The following is a 20220-nucleotide window of genomic DNA, read 5'->3' on the forward strand; positions in this document are numbered from 1 at the left end:
TCCTGTTACCTCTCATTGTTTTTGCCGTCCTCGTTCTTCTGCAAAACGGATTCCAAATATTGTCTATTGTGTAAAATACGTTGATCTTCCGGGCGATAGCTTCGAGCAATTTCATTATGATAGTAAGCAGACTTGTAATCGCCCAACTGATCATAACAAACACAAAGTTGCAAATGTGGAAGCCATGTGAAACTAGGCATATTGACAAATCCCATTCCATCTTTGGGCTGATCGGTTCTTGCTGCGATATCATACCAAAATATGGCGTTTCGACATTCCCCTTTTTGTAAAAAATGATAGCCCAATCGACAGCAAAATTCGGCACGAGGGCGGTCATATGCAAATGATCGGAACACGGCTTGAAGCGCTTTTTCCGGTTGATCCAATTCCAAATAGCAGTCGGCAAGTCTTCCGCAAGCAGTTATGTTATCTTCCAACCAACCAAGCCCTGTAGCAAGAAATTTGTCATAAAAATAGACGGCCCGCTCAAACATATGATGATCAGTCAACTCATTGGCAAAGTAGAATAAATCCCGCGGCGTAAAGTTTCCCCCTTGAGCTAATCGGCTTTCATAGATCCGTAGATTTCGATCAGAATTATGGTGCAATTTATGATGCGTCACGGCAATATCACTGTTGAATATATTACCACCAACTTCTAGATATTCGTGTACCGCACCAATCCACCGAAAATTCCGTTCACGTTTCAGAAGGCGATGGCGTCTCACGCTAAATGTCACGTTTGCATATTCATCAAAGGCAAGGTGATAATCCATGGTGACCGCGTCCGTTTTCGAATCAAGGGTATCTTTCATTTTTGCCAATTTTCTTTGATCCTTTTCCAGTAACACATCATCGGCGTCAAGCCAAAAAATGTAATCTTTTGTCGCATGTTCAAAAGCAAAATTCCGAGCTGCCGCAAAATCATCCACCCATGTAAAATCATATATTCGATCCGTATAATCCATTGCTATTTCCTTGGTTTGATCTGTTGATCCGGTATCAATAATATTGATTTCGTCAACCAGGTGCTTCACGGACTCCAAGCAACGTCCAATAACATCTTCTTCATTCCTTACAATCATACAAAGACTAATTGTAACCATAACTTCACGCTCCTACCATTTATCATTATTACTATGAATATTCTTGAGGGAAGCGTTATGTTCTTCAAGTGAGTACAAAAATCGTGAGAAAGAGTTTTTAAATTGGATAAGCGAAGTGGAAGTGGGGATTGAGATTATAAAAAAGGCGGCGCACATCTTCGAAAAACCAGCATTAAAATTTAAGCTTTTATTTACGAGCACCGCCACAAATTTCGTATAGTGAAGATGTGTGGAGAAGTTTCTACTAGTGGCCATTTTAAGAGGTTTCATGCCGACTAGAGTGAGAGGCAAAAAAAGGTGAAACTCATACAATTTTACTTTTATGAAAGGCGTAAAACCTATGGAAACTCACGAATTTGTGGGATAAATTATACTAATTTTCTTTTCTATAACGAGCCCAATAATCGATGTTGTCTATCAAATAATTTTTATATTTATTAAATTCGGAAACTCTGTGCCCATTTGCTCCCGATGGATGAGGAAACCTTGTTAGACAAACCTGATTAATTCTTCCTTTTTGCTTTAATTCATTTATAATATTATCTACTCCTTTGCCTAAAGGAATTAATAGAGAAGAATTTGGTAACGAATTCATTTCCTCTACAAACTCGTGATACGCATATTTAGAAAGGAGAGGGCTATTATCAATTTTAGGTTGATGAGCAGTATAATTTTTATTCTTGTGAAAAACGGGAAATTTAATCAATGATGTTGTATGTAATAGTACTCTACTTCCATCAAACATATACCTAGTACTAGGAAGACCAAGTGCACAATGCAGTTTACACTCATCCAACATATATATTAAATTCGTCCTCATTGTGCCCGAAAAACTTGCCGCTTTTTTTGTCTCTTTAAGCATTATAGTTGTACTCCATTTTCTTTCCCTGTCTAAAGTTATAAAGGTCTCGAATGCTTTCTTCATTTGTGTCCATCCAGGAGTAATTCCAACAATAACAATTTTTGCTTTATTATTGACGTATTCGTTATGAGGGGAATAATACATTTTTAAATTGTTTTCTTTTTCTATAAGAAAATTAGTATTCATCAAATCTTCTTTTTTTAATTCTCTGATGTCGGGTAATTGTTCTATAAACTTTAAATATCGAGATAACATTACTTTCTCCTTTAAATAATTATAAGTTTCCTTAGACATCTTAACTTCTACATTACAGGGCAGTGGAAATACTGTAAATTACCGAGTAAGAAATTTTTCGATTGATAATACATACTTTTATCTTACCATTTAGTAAGAATAGATATAAGGATTAAAGTTGATGCACACTAAAAGATGAAAGGAGCAATTTTAAAATTAGATAGCCTCTTATTTAAAATGATAATAATTTCGATCTATCGATTTATTAAATATTATCATCCCATATTTGATTTTTCTCCAGGTAGTGACCGGAATTAGGAAAATTGGATATCCTTTCCCACTTTCTTTCTCTACTAAAAAATATATAGATAAGTTTTTGTTTTATTTCAAACTTCTCCTTTTACAATTTTGTACTCGGAATCAACTTCAATATTCCTTGATTGGGGTAGCGTCCGAGGATATGTGCCGTTACCGTATTAGATGGCTCCTAATAGGATATAAGAACTATATTTTTCTTTTTATTAGGAGGATGCAGCGTGTCAAAATTTAGAGAATATCAACATCAAAAGCCTCCTTATGGCGACTGTAATTGTTGCAATCAAGACAATACAAAATACGGGAATAACCGAAGTCACAGAAGCTATTGGAGCGAGAAGCATAATAGAGCCAGAGGCTGTAACTGTAACCATGACTGCTGTGATTATTGTGAATGTCATCATCCATGTCATGGCGACCCATGTGTCATGTGCCCGCCAGGAGCCACCGGGGCGACCGGAGCAACGGGGGCAACGGGGGAATCGGGAGCCACTGGAGCGACCGGAATAACCGGGGCGACTGGAGCAACCGGAGCAACGGGGGAAGCAGGAGCGACTGGAGCGACCGGAGCGACCGGAATAACCGGGGCGACTGGAGCAACCGGAGCAACGGGGGAAGCAGGAGCGACTGGAGCGACCGGAGCGACCGGAATAACCGGGGCGACTGGAGCAACCGGAGCAACGGGAGTAACGGGAGAAGCAGGAGCGACTGGAGTAACAGGCCCAACAGGTCCAACTGGAGCGACCGGAGCCACCGGTGCAACTGGGGAAGTTGATTTGGCTTACGGGTCGCTAAGAGGAAGCAGTGTCGAAACACCAGGGGAAGACTATGAAATGGTACCATTTGGCATAGTAGGACCATTATCAGGTGTTACCGTAAGTCCATCGGGCAATGAATTGGTGGTAGATGAAAGCGGCGTTTATCAAATAACAGTATCCATTAATGCTGAAGCTACAACTGATCCAGATCCATCACAACCATTTTTAGAGTCTTTTATTACTGTTAATGGTGCCCCCATTTTTGGTGATACGACGTCATTTTTTAAAATAGCCAATCGAAGCAGTACAACATATGTGGTCCAAGCGCCTTTATCAGCAGGGGACGAAGTAGGTGTAAACATTCGAACGGATTTTCCGGATGAGTTAGGTTATTTAAACCGCTCGTTAACGGTTGTTCGTTTAAGTAGTTAAGGTTTTCAAGCTCTGAAGTTATGCGTGAAGGGAGACAGAACTAGGGCTATTACTTGGAATTAGGAAGTCTCCTCTAACTGAAAGAAGCGTTTTGCTAAATAACAATATTTCTCTCCATGGTTGCAGATAGTAGGACCTTGTGATTTCATGTAGAAATCATTCACATTCTAAAACGGCTAATAATTCACAGATGAATTATTGACCGTTTTTCATATAGAAAATTGTTAAATAGTTCAAATTTATATAGGAAAGAATAACAACTTCCACTTATTTCTTGAATTATAAGGATAGTAGATTCTCCGTTAAACTCGCATCTTGAAGTTGGAATTTTCCGGACGGTTAGGTCGGTGAAAAAGGAACACATTTATATTTTCATAGTTCACCAGACTTAATGTTCTTATACAACTTCAGCGTATCCGCTATTTGCTCGTTATTTGGATGACTAATGTCATCTAAGGGAGCTCCCATCACAATACTTATATATTCGCGATTATTTACCAAGCCAAGTGTTGCCCAGTTTTCTCCAGCTTGTTCGGTTGTACCTGACTTTCCACCAATAATTTCAAAATCATTTTGTTCTCCTTTATCAAGAGCTGAGAGAACGGTGGATGCTAACATGATTCCATCAGGATGGGCTGTCGTCGATGTTGTCTGATATGTCTCTTTTGTAAAAACTGTTCTAAAATCTTCATTATCTAATGCATAATCCAAAAGTTTGGCCATGTCAGCCGCTGTCGTATATTGCTCTTTATGATCGAGCCCCTCTGGATTCGTAAAATGTGTGTTATCCAGCTCTAATTCATCCGCTTTGGCATTCATCATTTCCACAAAATTTTCCACACTTCCTGCCACATGAATAGCTAAAGAGTTAGCGGCTTCAGCACCTGAAGGTAAGATCGTTCCATATAACAGATCGCGATAGGTGACAGATTCCCCGGCAGCAAAACCAGCCATCGACGTATTGTTGGCAAACATGTCACGCTGTGTTTTCGTGTCTATAGGGGCAGGTGCAGATAAGTCGTCAATATGCTCCAATGTTAGAATCGTTGTCATGATTTTTGTAAGCGATGCAGGATATGCTTTCGATTGCGCATTCTTTTCATGGATCACTTCTTCTGTTTCTCGATCAACCACATAAATGTACTGGCTGGCGTAATCTTCGATGTGAAAGAAGGGGAAATCTTTTTGGAATTCTATGTTCACTTTCGATCCCATATAAAAAAACAAGACTATGATAACTGTCATGATCAGCAACCATTTTACAATCCTTAAAAACCTTTGCATGCTGCTTCTTCCTTTCATTAATTGATTCACGTAATTATACTGCAGGGTAAAAGTTGTAGGACTCGATGCCGTATGAGATCCAACAAGTAAGGACCCTCGTATATGAACTCGCATTTGGAAGGCGAAAATAAGATAAAATCAATGTTTCTACATGCATCATACTAAAATCAAGCGTTTGGTTTATTTGTTTTTCCTATGGAAAATCCTAAGATTTTATAAATAAAATCTTACGAAATTCTTACGAAGCATTTGGCAATGCAATGCCCATTGATGGCCTCATTCGCTATATACGCAGGTTTTGGATTATAGGAAAACGGGGTAATTGTTTCCCTTTTGAAAGAGCATAAAATGAGCACACCTATTGAAAAGATATTTTTTTACTATTAATGTTAAGACGTAGTGGGGTGAGATAAGGTTTGATGTCAATCTTGAAAAAGAAGCCATTGAACCATGAAAGGGGTGAGAGCATGACAACAAACGTGTTGGTTGTAGAAGATGAAACGGAAATTGCAGATTTAATTGAATTATACCTGACGAATGAAGGGTTAAGCGTTCATCGATGTTCGAACGGAAAAGATGCATTACAATGTATCCAAACGACTGCTTTTGATTTAGTGTTACTGGATATTATGCTGCCGGAGATGGATGGTTTTACGCTCTGTCAACGTATCCGAGAAACCTATCATTATCCTGTTATCATGCTTACTGCAAAAGTCGAGGAGATCGACAAAATTACCGGATTAACGCTGGGTGCGGATGATTACATGACGAAGCCCTTTAACCCATTGGAGATGGTTGCCCGTGTAAAAGCCCAATTAAGAAGGTTCAAGCAATATAACCATACCAAAGAAAACGAAAAAACAGCCCTGGCTAATCCCCAAATGTACGAGTTTGCCGGATTGTACATCAATAAACGTAATCATAAATGCTTCCTGTATGGGAAAGAACTGTCTCTCACACCGCTCGAATTTTCCATCCTATGGTACATGTGTGAAAATAAAGGAAAGGTTGTATCATCCGAGGAGCTATTCGAAGCCGTTTGGGGGGAAAATTACCTGGATAACAATAATACGGTGATGGCTCATATTGGCCGTTTACGAGAAAAAATGAACGAGAAAGCCAGAAATCCGAAATTTATTAAAACAGTGTGGGGAGTTGGCTATACCATTGAGTAATCCAAGAGCAAGCTATGCAGGAAATGACTTAAAACGAGCCATTATTTATAAATTTTTCGTAAAGGTGCTTTCATTTACAGTTGGCTTGGTATTCCTTTTTTTATGTGCGAAATTCGTTCTATCCATGTTCACGTGGCCAACGGATAATGTTATATACCGTATTCTACTTTATCCGAATGATAATCCTATTATGTTTCTTTCATTTTGTTGGATGATCGGACTTATTATCATTGTTTTCATCCATTGGAAAAAGACGATTTATTATGTTGATACCATTATAGAAGCGAGTAATAACCTCGCTTCCTCGAATGAGGATTTCATTCAATTACCGGGGGGACTGAAACAGGTGGAAGATCAAATGAACCAAATGAAACAAAGCGCCATGGAGAATGACCGATTGGTAAAAGAAGCGGAACAACGAAAAAATGACCTGATTGTCTATCTTGCTCATGATCTAAAAACACCACTTACCTCCGTCATTGGTTATTTAACCTTGCTTCATGATGAACAGGAGATTTCAAGCGAGCTGCGCCAAAAATATACGTCTATTTCATTAGATAAAGCTATTCGTTTAGAAGATTTAATTAATGAATTTTTTGAAATTACGCGTTTTAACTTAAGCAACCTAAGCCTTGAGCTCAGTCACGTGAATCTCACTCGAATGTTTGAACAAATAACCTTTGAATTCCAACCACTGCTTCATGAAAAAAAACTGGATTTTCAGCTCATCTCTCCGAATCAACTTGATATGAAGTGTGATGTGGGCAAAATGGAGCGCGTGTTTGATAATATTATCCGAAATGCCATTAGCCATAGTTTCTCTGATAGTACGATCACTATAGACATCAAGGAGGAAAGCGAGGGCATTGGCATTCGCTTCGAAAATGAAGGATATACTATCCCTGAAGAAAAAATAAATCGCATTTTTGAGCAATTTTACCGCCTGGATTCCTCACGGAGCACGAATACAGGCGGATCCGGCCTAGGACTTGCTATTGCAAAGGAAATGGTGGAACTTCATCAAGGAAGCCTTTCTGTTTCGAGCGCAGATGATAAAGTTGTATTTCACATCTATCTTCCAACCCTTTCGTAACCATCAAAGGGAAAAGATGAAAAAGTGGTAAAAAATAATTTTAACCGTTTTTCCCCTTGTTCAAAGAGAGGATGTATGAGTAAATAGAGATGTCGGACCGATAATATTTCGGAAAGGAGGCTGATTGAAATTGATCACAAAATATGAGGTGATTTCCGCTTAGCGGGAATCATAAAATAGGAGGCCGCATTTCAATTGCGGTCTTCTTTTCATTCTCAGTCTAATGTATGAGGAAAATGAAAAGGGTTACGTTAAATAAGATCAGAGGGAAAGGAGTTTTATTGATGAATGAGAAAATAATGCATGCTCGACCTATACATCTTCATAGAAAGGATGTTCTTGCTTGTCATACAAAAATGGAAAAGAGGTGCTTCCACCTCATTTGTTAAAGGAACTACAGAAATATATTCAGGGAGAGCTTGTTTATATTCCGAAGCAAACGAATCAGCGGGCCAGGTGGGGAGAAGCCAACGGATCACGCCTCGCCCTGGCCGAAAGAAATGAAGCGATTTACCGACTATACAGGGAAGGCCGTTCCTTCGAGGAATTGGAACACATCTATAATCTATCAGTGGATAGTATCCGTAAAATTGTCTATAAGTCCCGTGAGCGCTATTGTGAATTAAAACGATGATCGCGCATTTTTATTTGCGGGAAGTGGGTGAAAAATGGACCAAATGAAGTAATTTTTGGCCCCGGTAAAGTATGAGGATTGGGTACAACCAATTTGAAGTAAAAAATCACTCAACACTTTTTGTTGAGTGATTTTTATGTCTTGGAGATCATATATGATTGGTAATAGTGATAATGGTGGGCAAAGAATAGGTAAAACCAAAGCGTCTCCTCCCGCATTAATAAGAAACATCTTCTGCCACATGAAGAAATTCCTTTACAGCCGGTGAGGCCTCTGCAATAGATGGACAGGCAAGATTCACTTCACGGCTGTTTTGAATGGTTAATTTACGAGTCCTTATATTTTGCTGTGCCTTTAAAAACAGCTCCGGACCAATCGTGACGCCCAGTCCTACCTGCACCACGGTTTCTTTCGTGTGGAATCGATGTTCTGGATAGTATGCTACGAGCATATTGTCTTTGATAAGCGGAATAAAGTCAAAATTGGTATTCGTTTTTCCTTTGACGACAAATCCAATATCGATAATGCCAGAGCTCAACCATGCTGTAATTTCTTCGTAAGTAAAATGTAAATTCTATTTTGGGATGTTTTTTTCTGGAATTTGGTAAGCAGTTTGGGTAGTAAGCAAGAAGAAGCACTTGCAAATGTACCAATACGAATAATGCCGGTTTCTAAATTTGTTGTTAATGCGATTTCTTGCTGCATACTTTCCATTCGTTTCAATACTTCCCGTATACGCGGAAGAATAAATTCAATGTATAAATAAGGGAGAGGATTCAACATGAAAAAGCATAGCCATCGATGGACGATTAGTTTGTTGGCTTTAGGAGCATTTGTCACAGGGACAGAAGAGTTTGTTGTCTCCGGAATATTATTTAATCATTGCTTTTCTTTCTTATTGCTGGAATTACTTCATTTGTAAGTTTTTATACAATAAACTCGATTTTCTTAAGAGCTTATGATCTTTTTGAAAGGGTATGAAGATAACGCCCAATTTTTACTTCAAGGGAATAACATCCCGTGCTATATCTAAGAAGGCCTTGATAGCGGGGGAAATCCACTTATCTTTATGATATAGCATTTGCGTAGTAATTTGAAAGTTCGGCATTTCCCAGGGAAGAGAGACTAGTTCGCCTCGTTCCCGCTCGGCCTTTACGGCTATTTCCGGGAGTAAAGCAATCCCAATACCAGTAATTGCACACTGTTTAATTGCTTCTGCGCTCGTAAATTCCAAATTCGTAATACCTTCATCAATCCCTTGTTGCGCTAATGATCGATCAAAGAGTGTCCGATAAGTACATCCTTTCTCTGTAAGCAAAAACATCTCCTCTTGAAGGTCTTCTGGGCGAAGGTTTTTCTTGTTTGCGAGTGGATGGTCTGAAGCTACAAAAAGGTGGAAAGGTTCTTCCATTAAATATTCAACCGAAAGACTGGTTGATTTAACTGGCTCCTCCAACATAAAAACAATGTCCGCTCTTCCTGCATAAAGACTTTGTTTAAGTTGCTGACTGGGAAAAGGACGAAAAATTAGCCGTATGCCAGGATAAAGAGAACGAAAAGACTGAAAAACGGCAGGTAAGCGATAAGAACAAAGGACTTCATTGGCACTGATAGTGAGGGTACCTGTTAAATCTTCATTTTCTTTCATGGCTAAATAGGCTTCATCTAAACTGTTTAACACTTTTTCGACATGTAATAAAAATCGTTTTCCGGCGTCAGTGAGAACAATTTGTTTCCCTAGGCGGTCAATAAGTTGCGTATCCAGCTCTTCCTCTAAAGCTTGCATCTGCATGGTGACATTCGAAGGGACATAGTTCAGTGACTCAGCAGCCCGAGTAAAGTTTAGAGTGTGGGCAACTGTTCTAAAAGTAATAAGTTCGCGTATTTCCATAGTATTCCATCCTTTTTTCAATTTTATTGAATGCTGAATTCAAAAACATTCACTTTTATTAACAATAACATCCCTTTATACTAAAGACAAAGAAATGAACCAATGAAAGGAGTCAATGATGATGGATTATGAAATCTTTGAACTGGGGGATGTTACATTACAATCAGGTGTGACATTGCCTGACTTATTTCTTGCATTTAAGACTTATGGGACTTTAAATCAAGACAAAAACAATGTGGTTGTTTATCCTACTGCGTTTGGAGACACACATGAAAACAACGAGTGGTTAATTGGTAATGGAATGGCGCTGGACCCGCAGAAATATTTCATTATTGTTCCCAATCTGCTGGGTAATGGATTGTCTTCGTCTCCCAGTAACACTCTTCCTCCATTCGACCGGGCTAATTTTCCACAGGTAACCATTTACGATAATGTAAAACTACAGCATCGGCTGGTGACTGAAAAATTCGGTATTCAAAAGATTGCGCTTGTAGTTGGATGGTCCATGGGAGGCATTCAATCATTCCAATGGGGTGCAAGTTACCCTGATATGGTAGAACGAATTGCACCTTTTAATGGGGTTGCCAAGACTTGGCCTCAAACATTTGTAGTTTTGAATGGAATGAAAGCTGCGCTGATGGCTACAGTTGGCTTCGATTCTTATAAATTAAACCAGCTGACTTCTGAAAACATGCGTGCTGTCGGTCATGTCTATGCTGGCTGGGGCTTATCTCAGGCATTTTACAGAAACGAAATCTATCGGAAACTGGGATATAATTCAATAGAAGATTTTGTGGTTGGTATTTTGGAAAATAGCTTTATGAAGATGGATCCACACAATTTCCTGGCCATGTTATGGACCGGACAATTTGCTGATATTAGTGCAAACTCCGTTTATAACGGAGATTTTAATGAGGCGCTTAAGAACATTAAAGCACTTGCCTGCATCATGCCGGGTAGCACGGATCTTTTTTGCACGGCGGACGATAATGAATACGAAGCTAAGTGCATACCCAATGCGGTTTTTCGTCCTATCGAATCAAGCTGGGGCCATTTTGCCGGCCGTGGAATAAACAGTGCCGAAAATAAGTTTATTGATGATAACCTAAAGCGCTTGTTGACGATGAGTACTAATGGGTAGATTATCATAAGCATTATTAATGTAGTATATCTGTGTAAGGGGGACTTTAAGAAAGGTTCCTCCACTTTTTTATGTCTGAAATTTAGGCTCTTCACCAAAATCTATAGTTGACAAATTAAATGGTAAGGGTAACGACCGTTACGGAAGAACACTACGCTTTCCATGGGGACGGCTTCAGCTAACTTGAAAGGAAAACCACTTTTCAAGTGGATCTTCAGCTCGCCCTGTTCCCATAGGAGTCTCCGTGTTCTTCCTCCGCTATCTAGAAGGTAATACCATATTTAATCACTTATTTCAACCATTGATTTTGGTGTTGACCCGAAATTTAAAACAAATAATTCGCGTATTATGATAACATAGCAATATGTATTAATGTTCAGTACTTGAGCAGATGCGCTTGTTATTACCATCGGCGTACTTAGCTGGTACGGGTTACGACTGGAAAATATTGATCCCGTACATATTTATTATGGTGTGATTGGAGATGTTTTCCCGTTTTTCTTTGTAGTCGTGGTGGTCATTGTCCTATTGGCGCCCGTCATATCAAGCGCCGGTTCTTTCTTTATAGCGGGGTCCTCTTCGATTGTCAACGACATGATCAGGCCGAATGTGCACCATTTTGATGACCGTAAGCTGCTGGTTTACAGTAAAAACGGGCAAGGGTATTTGTGAAGTGAATGGAATAAGTAAAATCCTATCTCCCCTAACTGTTGATCAGTTGGGGTTTCTACCTAGATAAGGCTGCGTTCCTCCTGTTTTCCTATTGATTAGCTTATCTATTGCGGACATTTTTGAGGAATGTCTACTCTATTAATACAATATCAAGCAATCTCAAAGCTCAAAACCCGATTTGAAACCACTAAAAAGTTCGAGAGAGGTGGACAATGGACCTGTCCCCACTGTCCCACTTGATATTTATTTATATTCAATGTATAATACTCAATGTTAAGTAAAGGATGTGACGATGATGACCAGACTGCTTGTACTCTGTATGTTAGATGCAAAACCGATGTCCGGCTATGATATTCAGCAGGCGTTGCGGATGACGGATGCGGAAAGATGGGGTGGCGTTTTAATTGGTTCCATTTATCATGCGCTTAAAAAATTGGAAAAGGACGGGTATATTGCGATTGATAAGGTGGAACAAACCGGTCACCGGCAAAAGTTTACCTATCGAATTACCGAAGAAGGAAAAGAACATCTGAAAGAATTGATTCGCGAAGCTTTAACTGCTTCATCTGTTCAATACCCTTCTTCTTTATATGCAGGCATCTCTTTTTTTGAAAAGCTTCCAGCCGAAGAAGCGCGACAAGCTTTGGAACAACAGCAGATAGCTTTGGAAAATGAATATAAAAGTGTCGAAACAGGCTGGCAGGAAAAGAATGCAGCCCTAGAAGGCAACATTCCTCCCATGGTACAGCTGGTTTTTGATAATATGTTTGCCACTATCAGACTTCAACAGGATTTCGTCGAAAAGGCAATAGCGTATTTAGAAGACAATAAGTAATAATCTCCCTCTCTGTATAGGAGGGAGAAAAAAATACATCTATAGTCAACATTGACTAATCAATATTAAATAAATATAAGGTGTGTTTGATGCAAGATGGATAACGGCAGTAGTATCAGTGAAGTTGTGATTGTTGCGGTTGTCGGTGGAGGCGGAGCATAAATGAGGCGGAAAAAAACAATTATTCCTGTTCCTCTTCAGGTGTAAAAGAAGAAAGGAGCCAATGGATTATCTTAAAAGGGGAAGAAAGTTGTTTTTATACAACACAGAATCAAGGGAAAGAAGGGAAAAAATGAATCAAGAACAAAATGTAAAAAAAGCTCAAAAGAGCGCCTTGTTTGTCGTGACGCTAGCAATCTTCACCGATATGCTTCTGTATGGAATGATTGTTCCTATTTTGCCTGACTATGCAGAAACATTAAGGTTACCCCAAACTGCAATTGGCATTTTATTCGGCAGTTATGCAGCAGCTCTCTTGATCGCCACACCTATTTTTGGCGTTATTTCCGATAAAGTTGGCAGGAGTCGCCCAATGCTCTGGGGAATTATAGGGCTTGTAGCAGCAACCTTGTTATTTGCGTTTGCTACAAGTTTCTGGCTTTTGCTCATTTGCCGTATTTTACAAGGAATTGCAGCAGCGGCCACCTGGACAGCTGGACTTGCGCTTCTAGCTGATTTCTACCCATCGAAAGAACGGGGGAAAGTCATGGGAATCGCTTTGTCCGGTCAAGCAATGGGAATTCTGTTGGGTCCGACATTTGGAGGCTGGCTCTATCAGTTGGGCGGCTATATGCTCCCGTTTTTTGTGGCAGCTGGTATTGCCTTCATTGATGGCTTGTTGCGTGTGTTTTTATTGAAAGAAGAACCTCATCAACAGGAGGAAGAGTCTTCAGGGGCATTAGCTCTATTGAAAAATCGTACCTTACTCATGATTGTTGGAGCAGTGGTTATTGGAGCTGCCATTCCAAGCGTGCTGGAGCCTACATTTCCAACGCATCTGCAAAATGTGTTTGATGCATCTCCAGGGATTATCGGCTTATTATTTGGTGTGCCCTCACTTGCTTACGCGTTTGCTGCACCGATTGTCGGAAGTGTCTCAACAAAGATAGGGCATCCTAAAACAATTACAATTGGGTTAGGAATTACTGCTATATCATTAGTACTTGTTGTTATGCCGACAACGATGTGGCTGCAGGTTGCGGCATTAGCTTTGATTGGTATCAGTATGGGAACGGTGCTTGCACCGACACTTCCTGAACTTGCTGATATCGCGCAGGAAAACCAAACTCAAGCGTACGGGGTTACCTTTGCTATTTACAATACGGCTTATTCTATAGGAATGATGTTAGGACCGATAAGCAGCGGAACATTCGCCGATATTTTCGGATTACAAGCAAGCTATTTTGCAATTGGGATTATTGTGTTGGTGTATATGTTGTTTTTTGCAGTGATGACACGTTTGAAAAAGAAACCGACGTAAGAATGAATGTAATACTGTAATGTAAGTATGAATTGTTTATATTAATATTTGCAATCAGCTTACTTATTTGTCTTACCCAACCACGAGCAATTCGGTTGGGTTTTTTCTTGAACTTTGTAAAATATGTTTGCCTTCAATATGTTGCCATTCTTTGTACTTGTCCATTGTATTAGGTAATCTGTCCATTATTTTGCCGGTATAATAGATAATAAGATTTTCTCGGAGAAGTCTTTTCATTCTACAATAACGTAATTTTTTAAATTATTGGCATATAGGAGGTAAACTATGATAATATTTTAAGTATATAGAGGGAGGTGATACTTAAAATGAAAAAAACTGTAGGTCTTTTATTGGGAGCATTTTTAATTGCTTTAGTCTCTTTTACAGGTCTTACTGACACATCAAATAGTTCTAAAAGTGCAGCTGTTTCCGCCCCTATTGCCGGTGGAGGAGACGCATGGGACAACCTGAAGAATGATTTTGTCAATGGAACTGGTGTTGGTAGCGATTATTGGAATTAAAAAAGTTAAATAACTACATATTAACACCGTCCGCATTTTTAGGCGGTGTTTATGTTATACTTCGAAATTAAACAAATTTATTGTGATTACACATTTCTACACCTCCCTAATATCCTTTTAATAAAAAGAGAGTTAATAATTAAAACTCGCTCGGGGTTACTACAAGGGTCTACTACCAATTTTGTAAGATAGCTCCGTACGCTATCTAACAATATGGTGTATCTCGCTTCCCTCTAGAATGCTTGAGACTAGTAAATAACAGAAAACGTACGGAGTTCTCTGTTATTTACTAGATTCCCGATCATTTCTTAACGAGTGAACGACAACAAAATTCAAAAAAATAAAAGGTCAAATCGATAAAATAGGCTCACGCCTGTTTTTTTAGTGTCATTATTTTTCGGATAGCAGACAAAACATAATAAATTCAAGGGAGGAAAAGAAAAATGAGTAAAGAAATTTATTAAAAGAGATATGGTGCGTCTCCATGAGGGATTTTGTAAAACCTAATAGCTTCTAAAAGTTGTTTTTAAAGCCTAACTGTTTAATTCGCAGTTGGGTTTTCTGTTTTCTTACAAACAATGAACCAAACCCATTGACAAGGAAAATGATCCCGTATAAAATATAATCAGTAAAAATGATTATTTCCAGAGGTGATTATTATATATGAAGTGAATCAATCTTGGGGGTATCTGTTAAGTAAAATCGCTCAAGATATGGCAGAAAGTTTTACAAAAGAATTGGCACACTATGAGATTTCATCAAGAGATTACGGGATTCTGTCTGCTATTTATAATAATGAGAACTTAACGCAAAAAGGTATCGGATTCGAATTACAAATTGATCGGACAACGATGGTGCAATTAATTGATAATTTGGAATCGAAAAACTTGCTAAAACGGGTTAGTAATCCGGCTGACAGAAGGGCAAATCTTATTCGTATCACAGAGAAAGGGCGTGCAATTTTAGAGGAAAGATGGGAAGCGCTTGAAAGATGTGAAAAAGATGTGATCCATCAGATGACGGTACATCAAAAGAAAGCAATTAAAGACATATACCACTATTTACAAAAGGAGGAACTAGAAAATGACTAAAATAGAGTATCTGGAGAATCATTTAGATTTAACATTCAGTCCAATGGATTATATGAATTATGTAAAGGAACAGGACGGGGCATGTGTATTGGTAGATGTACGAAATGCTCCACCGCATTTAAAGAAAGAGAAAATTCAAGGCGCCATTGAAATTCCCTTACATGAATTAAGGGACAGAATAGATGAGCTGCCAAAGGATAAAGTGATTGTTGTCTATTGTTGGGATACGTGGTGCAACATGGGCAAAAAAGCGAGCCTGCTGCTATTACAAGAAGGGTATGATGTGAAAGAGCTGCTTGGTGGTATAGCTGCGTGGAATATCATGAAACTCCCGGTAGAAGCATTGTAAATCCTAATTGATTTGGAAAGCAGTGAGTCATGCGATTCACTGCTTTCATTTGAAACATAAGCGTTAAGCAAAAACACTCAATAAAACGATATATCCTCATAATTAATTTCATACATAAGATCTCCAACAGCTCGAATGTGCGTGTCATCCAACTGCTGCATGAACGCAATATAATGCACTTCCCACTCGGTTTCTGTTTCAGCTCCGACAGCAACAATATCTGAGAAATCACGCTTATCTTCCCGTAGTTCCTCATAAAATACGATTTTCGCTAAGATGGCTAGTTCGACGTCTCCGAAAGTAGCAAAAAGGGCCTCATATTCACCATTAAACAGACATTCTGCATTTAGTAAGTCCAGATAATCATGCAGGGAAACCACATGCCTGCGAATGAGTTGCACTTTTTCTTCGGTACTGTCACTTTCTAAGATACGATCTACGAAGTTACGCATTTGCAAATCACTCATTCGATCATTCTCATTTACCTTGAACACCATTGATTTTTCGCGTTCGTTGACTTCTCGGATGATAAGTTTTTCGAAACTGCCGACTTCTGCAGCGTTGCTAACCCTCTGAACCAATTCATCCCGGTATAAGTTGATGTAATCGGTAAGTGCCTGATCTGTTTGTAAGTCTTCCTGCAATTGATCAACCGCTTCATGAATCAATTTCGTCCTTTGATTAGCAGGGGAGGCTGTTAGCATTTGGTTTATCTGTTCAAATTGAATTTCCGAAATTCGAACATCCGTAGCTTCTCCTCCAGATAACAGTGAAAACACAGCATTATTTATCATTAACTCAAAGATGTTAAATAGCTCAATTTGATAATTAATGCGGTTGATATTTCCAAAATTTGTTAACATATACATGACATCTTGTTGATGAAAAAAGCGACAGAACCTTGTCTCCAACTGTAATCGTTCTAAATATTGTTTGATATAAAAAACGCCCCGAAGTCGCATATCATCAATAGCTAACGGATAGTCAATACTTGCCATCGTATTTTGTGCTTCAAAAATAATATCATAGTGTTTCATAAATACAGGCAACGATTCATCAATGGTCATTTGATAGGCATCGACCGGTACGTCTAATTTCATCTTTTTGACATCTCGATACAGTTGCTTCGCTTCCTCAAAGTAGTGACGAAGTAATTCAACCCCTTTCGAATAGATATCTTTCATATTTTCATCCTGTAAATGAGCGATAGCTTCTTCAGGAGTTTCAAAAAGGAGGGTGTAGGTATCGATAGCATACATCAGGGAGGTCATAAGTCCTTGCGCTGTTTCTGATGAGACCGATGTACTTTCTCCTTGGGTATGTTGCTGAATTAATTGTTGTAGAATCTGCATCATCTCTAGCTGAATCTGGTAAGCTCTTTGGCTGGTTATAAGCCCTAATCGTTGTCCTTCTTGTAGAAGAGATAGCAGATATTGATTTCGCTTTAACCTAGATTGCTCGATCGTAATAGGAGAGATCGGATTAGAATAATTTGGCTTTTTATCGAATTTCATATATCATTCATATCCTTCGAATAAAGAATGATGAAGCGTTATATCTCCTCTGAATTTCTCTGCAAGTTCTTCCATTTTACTTCTTAACAGTTCTATAGATCCTCCGCAAGGTCCATTGTAATAATCATTCATCTGTTGAATAAGCTTTGCGTCTCCAATCTTATCTTCCGTTTCATTTCTAAGGTAATAAAAAATTTCCTGTAGATCATTTAGCGTATCCACATAATGATCTCGATTCATATAGGGAGAAGCAGAAAATACCTCAATTAACTCCTTTAACACGCCAATACTCAGTTCAACTCTCGCATGATCACGCAATATTTTATTTCTGGACAGCATCAGTGTTTTTGCATCATCCGGCGTTAGAACCAAGTCTCGCTCTTTCGTTTTTTCGTTTAAATGAACTAGTTCCATCACTGTATTGGAAGGCTGTGATAATTGGTGGGAATTCAACATATCGAATAAATTCATTGGCAGCTGTCTCCTTTCTTATGCAACAAAAAATAGGGCTCCCTGGCTGAGGGAACCCTATTATATAACTAAAAATAATAAAAGTAAATTGTAGCATAAATAATTTTTTTGTCAAGTTTTTAATCTAGGATTTAGATTCCTAAGAATTGTGTTACTACATGGATAATGGGCGTTTGCTACCGTTCTTGACACACATTTTATAAGAAGGTATTATAATAACTAATAAATGTTAGTTATCACTAACAAACATTTAAAGAATGGACGTGTGGATATGACAGGTAGAAAGTTGACAACTTCTGATCGGATTCTTCAATCGGCGCTTCAATTGATGAAGGATAAAGGTTTTCATTTAGTAACGATTAAAGAGATTGCAGATGCAGCTCAGGTAAGTGAAATGACCGTTTTTCGCCATTTTGAAACAAAAAAAGGGGTACTGGAAGCAGCAGTTGAAAGAAATAAAGTGGTGCCGAGCTTTCAACAAACCTTTGAAGAAAGGATTGTTTGGGATTTAGAAAAAGATTTGCTACAGATCGCTCATTTATATCTGCAATTAATGGAAGGAAATGAATCTATTTGCCTGATTGCTGCTCAAGAAAGAACTACAATGCCGGAATTAGTTGATTTGGTTTCTGACAATACAGATAAACTAAAACATTTTATTTCTCATTATTTTCAACAAATGCAGGAACAAGGGAAGATGACAAAGACTGATTCATATGCGCAAGCTTCTCTATTTGTAGCTACATTATTTAGTTATTTTATATCTACTGCTTTATGGAAAGATAAGTTCATGAATCTTACCAAGGAGGCATTTATTACAAATAGTGTACACACATTTTGTTATGGATTGATGAAGTAAAGGAGGTGATTACACTTGACGCAGTTCAATAACCGAATTCACTATTCGAGACAAGGGTTTCTTGTTTTAGCATGGGTATTTGTTATTTGTATTGTTGCCCAGACATTCATTGCAGGCATGGCCATTTTCAATAATTATGCGTATTGGGGATATCACACAACGTTTGTCATCGGTTTTCAATTTATCCCAGTTCTTATGCTGATTCTTGCTTTTACGGGGCGGATTTCCAAAAGGATCCGCTGGCAGGTTGTTGCATTATTCCTGCTGATTGTGCCGCTTCAATATGTAAGTGTGCATGTTCCTGTCATAGGCGCGATACATCCGGTTGTTCCGTTCGTTTTATTTTTGCTGACGCTTCGTATTATAAAACAAGTAAAGAGAGCTGGAGAATGATATAACCTGGAGAAGCGATGGTAATGAGAATAAGATATACTTGGTTGGCAGCCACATTTATAATTCTATAATTATAGAATTAAAATTTTAAGATGAATGTTAGTTATAACTAACTAACAAATGGAGGTGTAACTTGTGAAAGTTGTTGTGTTTGGCGCTACTGGAAATACAGGAATTGAGTTAGTGAAACAATTATTGTTAGCAGGACATGAAGTAACAGCAATTGTACGTAAACCAGAGAAATTAGCATTGTTCGGGACACAATTGATCATTGTAAAGGGGGATGTGCTAAAACCGTCCACATTGGATGGGAAAATGATGGGAAAAGACGCCGTCCTTTCGGTGCTTGGCGGAAGTCATCGTGAACCGACAACCGTCTATTCAGAAGGTATGGAAAATATAATGAACGAGATGCGAAAATCTGGGGTGAGGCGACTGGTTTGTCTGTCAGCGGAAACATTGAAATCGAAACAAGCGGCTTCGATGAAAGAACGAATTCTATTAAAAGTGTTATGGAAGATATTTTATAATATATATAGTGACATGCAACGTATGGAAGAGAAGATTTATCGCAGTAATCTTGATTGGACCATTATTCGTCCGCCTAGACTGACAAATGGAGATAAAACCGGTGATTTTCAAATCGCTATCAATCAACCAATTTCTAAAGGAAAAGGAAGTATATCAACTGTTGACCTTTCAACATGTATGGCGCTTCAACTAACAAACCCAGCTTCTATTCATCATGTTGTATATGTTTCCAGAACGTAAGATAAACAAATTAATTGGATTCGGATAATTTTGAATGTATCTTGTTGCTGATGGTGGTTATGAAATCTATTTGTTATAGAAGGCATTTAAGAGAGGGCGTGTTCCTTCTCTTTTTAATGTGACATTTTAGAGGAGGCAACTATTCATTTGATTTTACGGAGATAGCTCCAGCTATCCTACATTTTTCATTGTTCCCACATATATTTGATACGTTTCCATACACAAACTAACCATGCATAAAGCTAGAGTTATCTAATTCTTTACTTTCCAAATTATTATAGATTATAATTACATGTGGATACGAATATTGTTTATCATTGACATCTCTCTACATTGGTT

At 38.5% G+C, this 20220-nt stretch carries 20 protein-coding genes and 1 pseudogene; 14 read left to right on the plus strand and 7 right to left on the minus strand.

Features of this window, described 5'->3' with window-relative positions; genetic code table 11:
• Window positions 1-5 precede the first annotated feature (5 nt).
• Both KFZ56_RS02390 and KFZ56_RS02395 read right to left on the minus strand, forming a co-directional pair.
• The gene (locus tag KFZ56_RS02390; protein WP_222640003.1) at window positions 6-1106 is read right to left on the minus strand and encodes a tetratricopeptide repeat-containing glycosyltransferase family 2 protein; all 1101 of its coding nucleotides are present in this window, start codon (window positions 1104-1106) and stop codon (window positions 6-8) included.
• 373 nt (window positions 1107-1479) lie between these two features.
• Entirely contained in the window at window positions 1480-2223 is a 744-nt protein-coding gene (locus tag KFZ56_RS02395) for a hypothetical protein (protein ID WP_222640004.1), read from the minus strand.
• Between the two features lie 722 nt (window positions 2224-2945).
• Between KFZ56_RS02395 and KFZ56_RS02400 the strand changes: the two genes are divergently transcribed.
• Window positions 2946-3707, plus strand: coding sequence for a hypothetical protein (locus KFZ56_RS02400; protein WP_446053750.1), 762 nt, complete (start codon window positions 2946-2948; stop codon window positions 3705-3707).
• A gap of 372 nt (window positions 3708-4079) precedes the next feature.
• Here the strand turns inward: KFZ56_RS02400 and KFZ56_RS02405 are convergent, their stop codons facing one another.
• Window positions 4080-4991, minus strand: coding sequence for a D-alanyl-D-alanine carboxypeptidase family protein (locus KFZ56_RS02405; RefSeq protein WP_222640006.1), 912 nt, complete (start codon window positions 4989-4991; stop codon window positions 4080-4082).
• A 467-nt stretch (window positions 4992-5458) separates the two neighbouring features.
• On the opposite strand from KFZ56_RS02405, the gene vanR reads away from it, so the two are divergent.
• From vanR to KFZ56_RS02420, 3 genes are all read left to right on the plus strand, one after another.
• Complete coding sequence (gene vanR / locus KFZ56_RS02410) at window positions 5459-6166, plus strand: VanR-ABDEGLN family response regulator transcription factor (protein ID WP_222640007.1); 708 nt, start codon at window positions 5459-5461, stop codon at window positions 6164-6166.
• Window positions 6159-7259, plus strand: coding sequence for a sensor histidine kinase (locus KFZ56_RS19965; RefSeq protein WP_375540663.1), 1101 nt, complete (start codon window positions 6159-6161; stop codon window positions 7257-7259). Before vanR ends, KFZ56_RS19965 begins: the two co-directional genes overlap by 8 nt.
• Window positions 7260-7602: 343 nt before the next feature.
• On the plus strand, window positions 7603-7893 hold the full coding sequence (locus tag KFZ56_RS02420) for a CD3324 family protein (protein ID WP_222640008.1): 291 nt from the start codon (window positions 7603-7605) through the stop codon (window positions 7891-7893).
• A gap of 217 nt (window positions 7894-8110) precedes the next feature.
• On the opposite strand, the pseudogene KFZ56_RS02425 reads toward KFZ56_RS02420, so the two are convergent.
• Window positions 8111-8640, minus strand: a pseudogene (locus tag KFZ56_RS02425) (LysR family transcriptional regulator); the annotation flags it as partial.
• A gap of 34 nt (window positions 8641-8674) precedes the next feature.
• Between KFZ56_RS02425 and KFZ56_RS02430 the strand changes: the two are divergent.
• Window positions 8675-8815, plus strand: a complete 141-nt coding sequence (locus tag KFZ56_RS02430) for a hypothetical protein (protein ID WP_222644068.1) — start codon at window positions 8675-8677, stop codon at window positions 8813-8815.
• Between the two features lie 75 nt (window positions 8816-8890).
• Here the strand turns inward: KFZ56_RS02430 and KFZ56_RS02435 are convergent, their stop codons facing one another.
• Window positions 8891-9784: a LysR family transcriptional regulator gene (locus tag KFZ56_RS02435; RefSeq protein WP_222640010.1), complete on the minus strand. Its 894-nt coding sequence runs from the start codon at window positions 9782-9784 to the stop codon at window positions 8891-8893.
• Window positions 9785-9905: 121 nt separating this feature from the next.
• Here KFZ56_RS02435 and KFZ56_RS02440 point away from each other — a divergent pair, with 121 nt between their 5' ends.
• The 6 genes from KFZ56_RS02440 to KFZ56_RS02465 all read left to right on the plus strand — a co-directional run bounded on the left by KFZ56_RS02440 (window position 9906) and on the right by KFZ56_RS02465 (window position 15873).
• The gene (locus KFZ56_RS02440; protein ID WP_222640012.1) at window positions 9906-10925 is read left to right on the plus strand and encodes an alpha/beta fold hydrolase; all 1020 of its coding nucleotides are present in this window, start codon (window positions 9906-9908) and stop codon (window positions 10923-10925) included.
• Between the two features lie 967 nt (window positions 10926-11892).
• Window positions 11893-12432 (plus strand): PadR family transcriptional regulator, encoded by a 540-nt coding sequence (locus tag KFZ56_RS02445; protein ID WP_222640013.1) that lies wholly within the window; start codon window positions 11893-11895, stop codon window positions 12430-12432.
• Window positions 12433-12724: 292 nt separating this feature from the next.
• Entirely contained in the window at window positions 12725-13912 is a 1188-nt protein-coding gene (locus tag KFZ56_RS02450) for an MFS transporter (RefSeq protein ID WP_222640014.1), read from the plus strand.
• A gap of 326 nt (window positions 13913-14238) precedes the next feature.
• A complete protein-coding gene (locus KFZ56_RS02455; RefSeq protein WP_222640015.1) occupies window positions 14239-14433 on the plus strand; it encodes a hypothetical protein in 195 nt (64 codons plus the stop codon).
• Window positions 14434-15101: 668 nt separating this feature from the next.
• Window positions 15102-15524, plus strand: coding sequence for a MarR family winged helix-turn-helix transcriptional regulator (locus KFZ56_RS02460; protein ID WP_222640016.1), 423 nt, complete (start codon window positions 15102-15104; stop codon window positions 15522-15524).
• Window positions 15517-15873, plus strand: coding sequence for a rhodanese-like domain-containing protein (locus KFZ56_RS02465; protein ID WP_222640017.1), 357 nt, complete (start codon window positions 15517-15519; stop codon window positions 15871-15873). Before KFZ56_RS02460 ends, KFZ56_RS02465 begins: the two co-directional genes overlap by 8 nt.
• A gap of 77 nt (window positions 15874-15950) precedes the next feature.
• Here KFZ56_RS02465 and KFZ56_RS02470 read toward each other — a convergent pair whose 3' ends face one another.
• On the minus strand, window positions 15951-17387 hold the full coding sequence (locus KFZ56_RS02470) for a DUF6179 domain-containing protein (RefSeq protein WP_222640018.1): 1437 nt from the start codon (window positions 17385-17387) through the stop codon (window positions 15951-15953).
• Between the two features lie 3 nt (window positions 17388-17390).
• Window positions 17391-17858 carry a DUF6323 family protein gene (locus tag KFZ56_RS02475; RefSeq protein ID WP_222640020.1) on the minus strand — a complete coding sequence of 156 codons (468 nt, stop codon included), beginning with the start codon at window positions 17856-17858 and terminating at the stop codon, window positions 17391-17393.
• A 271-nt stretch (window positions 17859-18129) separates the two neighbouring features.
• On the opposite strand from KFZ56_RS02475, the gene KFZ56_RS02480 reads away from it, so the two are divergent.
• The 3 genes from KFZ56_RS02480 (at window position 18130) to KFZ56_RS02490 (ending at window position 19881) form a co-directional block, all read left to right on the plus strand.
• Window positions 18130-18717, plus strand: coding sequence for a TetR/AcrR family transcriptional regulator (locus tag KFZ56_RS02480; RefSeq protein ID WP_222640022.1), 588 nt, complete (start codon window positions 18130-18132; stop codon window positions 18715-18717).
• Window positions 18718-18732: 15 nt separating this feature from the next.
• Window positions 18733-19110 carry a DUF6220 domain-containing protein gene (locus tag KFZ56_RS02485; protein WP_222640024.1) on the plus strand — a complete coding sequence of 126 codons (378 nt, stop codon included), beginning with the start codon at window positions 18733-18735 and terminating at the stop codon, window positions 19108-19110.
• 135 nt (window positions 19111-19245) lie between these two features.
• Window positions 19246-19881: an NAD(P)-dependent oxidoreductase gene (locus tag KFZ56_RS02490; RefSeq protein ID WP_222640026.1), complete on the plus strand. Its 636-nt coding sequence runs from the start codon at window positions 19246-19248 to the stop codon at window positions 19879-19881.
• Window positions 19882-20220 lie beyond the last annotated feature (339 nt).

The sequence above is a fragment of the Virgibacillus sp. NKC19-3 genome (assembly GCF_019837165.1).
Lineage (GTDB): Bacteria > Bacillota > Bacilli > Bacillales > Amphibacillaceae > Virgibacillus_L > Virgibacillus_L saliphilus.